Raw genomic sequence first — 2062 nt, 5'->3', positions numbered from 1 at the left:
TGCGGCCTGGTGGCGGTAAAAATGGGCGTGAAACTCGTGCACGTCGAAGCCGGCCTGCGTTCGTTCGATCGTACCATGCCCGAAGAGATCAACCGCATTTTGACCGATCAAATCTCGGATTATCTTTTTCTCACCGAGCGCGAGGCCAAAGAGAATTTGCTGCGCGAAGGTGTTGCCGAAGAGAAAATTCATTTCGTCGGTAATGTTATGATCGACTCGCTCGTGAAGCATCGCGAGCATGCCGAACGCTCGCCGATTCTGGGCGATCTGAAGCTGGAAGCCGGGCGTTATGGTCTGATTACCTTGCATCGTCCCAGCAACGTGGACGTCAAAGAGAATCTCGACAACATTCTGCAGGCTTTGTTCCAGATTCAACGGGATTTGCCGCTGGTTTTTCCGGTGCATCCGCGCACGCGCAAGCAAATGAAGCTGTTTGGCTTCGACGACAAGCTTGCGCACGCGCCAAATCTGATGCTCACCGATCCTCTCGGCTATCTCGATTTTCTCAAGCTCATGGCGCACGCGCGGTTGGTGATCACGGACAGCGGCGGCATTCAAGAAGAAACCACGGTGCTGGGTGTGCCGTGCATTACCGTGCGCGAGAACACCGAGCGCCCCATCACCGTTACCGAAGGAACCAATGTTTTGATCGGCATGTCGCGTGAACGCATTCTCGAAGAGAGTTATAAAATTTTGGCAGGCAACGGCAAGCAGGGCCGCAAACCCGAGTTGTGGGACGGCCGCGCCGCGGAGAGGATTGTGAAAATTCTTTTGGAGAAAGAAAGCCTGCGATTCAAATCGTAGGCTCAAAGCTGAAGCCAGCTAAAGCCGGCTGAAGTCTTCTTCGCAATCGTTTTTATAGCCGAACAAACTTACCGCCTTTCGAATCGCAAATAAATTTGCCGGCGAGTTTGCTCGGCTTTCTTTTTGGCGCCCTCCATTTGACAATGATCTTTGAATTTTGAACATTGTTTCAATAATTTTTATTTGAAGGAACCGCCCGGGTGGTGGCTTTCTCATGCGGCAAATTTGAACGATCGACAATTGGAGAAAACGCCTCATGAAACATTGGCAGGGCCTGATGGCGACCGCCGAAGGTACCGGCATATCCGAACCGTTGAGCCTGCAAGTCAACCTGTTGGGCGAATTGTTGGGCCATGCCATTCGCGAAGTCGTGGGCAAAGCTTCGTTTGAGCAGGTGGAGAAGCTGCGCACACTTTGCAAGGCGGTTTATCTCGAAGACCATCCGCAGCATTGGCAACAAGCCGCCGCCGAGATCAGCAAATTGAAGCCGGAGGAAATTCTCTGGCTGTTGCGCGCGTTCACGACATTCTTTCATCTCGTCAATAAAGCCGAACAGCGTGAAATCGTGCGCATCAATCGCGAGCGTGAGCGCCGCAGTACCGCTGCGCAACCGCGCACGGAATCACTTGCCGAAGCCATTCATTTCCTGAATCAAAGCGGCTATACTCGCGACGAGGTTTTGGCGCTGCTTGCGCGCCTCGATATTCAGCCGACGCTGACCGCCCATCCCACCGAAGCGCGGCGCCGCGCGATTTTGGTGAAACAGAGAAGTCTGGCCCATTTGCTCGAACAGTTGCAGCAAAGCGATTTGACTCCGGCGGAACGCGATGCAAAAATCAGCGCGATCTACGAAAAGATTTGCCTGCTGCTGGTGAGCGACGAATTTCGCTCGGAAAAAATTTCGGTAGCAGACGAAGTGCAACACGGCCTGCATTTTCTCACCAACGCGATTTGGGAAACCGTGCCGCGGATTTATCGTGATCTGCGCGCCGCGCTTGCCGCCTGTTATCAAACCGAGGTCGATCTCCCTGCGATTTTGCGCTACCGTTCCTGGATCGGCGGCGACCGCGATGGCAATCCTTTCGTCACGCCGGACGTGACGCAAAACACGCTGGCGCTGCTGCGCGCTGCCGTGATCAAACTCTACGCAAAAGAATTGCGTGCGCTGCGCGAAGAATTGAGCTTATCGTCGCGTTTGCTCGAGGTACCCGCGCCGTTGCTACAAGCTTTGCACGCGGATCGCCAGCGTATAACATTG

The 2062-nt window shown here is 54.1% G+C and carries 2 protein-coding genes; both read left to right on the top strand.

The window, feature by feature from the left end; translation table 11 throughout:
• Positions 1 to 804: UDP-N-acetylglucosamine 2-epimerase (non-hydrolyzing) (locus FBQ85_29670; GenBank protein MDL1879299.1), on the top strand; the 804-nt coding region annotated here is incomplete at its 5' end.
• Positions 805 to 1060: 256 nt separating this feature from the next.
• The coding region (locus tag FBQ85_29665) for a phosphoenolpyruvate carboxylase (GenBank protein MDL1879298.1) at positions 1061 to 2062 on the top strand (1002 nt) is incomplete at its 3' end.

The sequence above is a fragment of the Cytophagia bacterium CHB2 genome (assembly GCA_030263535.1).
GTDB lineage: Bacteria > Zhuqueibacterota > Zhuqueibacteria > Zhuqueibacterales > Zhuqueibacteraceae > Coneutiohabitans.
Note: the sequence above shows the minus strand (reverse complement) of the source record. Positions and strands in the feature narration are given on the sequence as shown.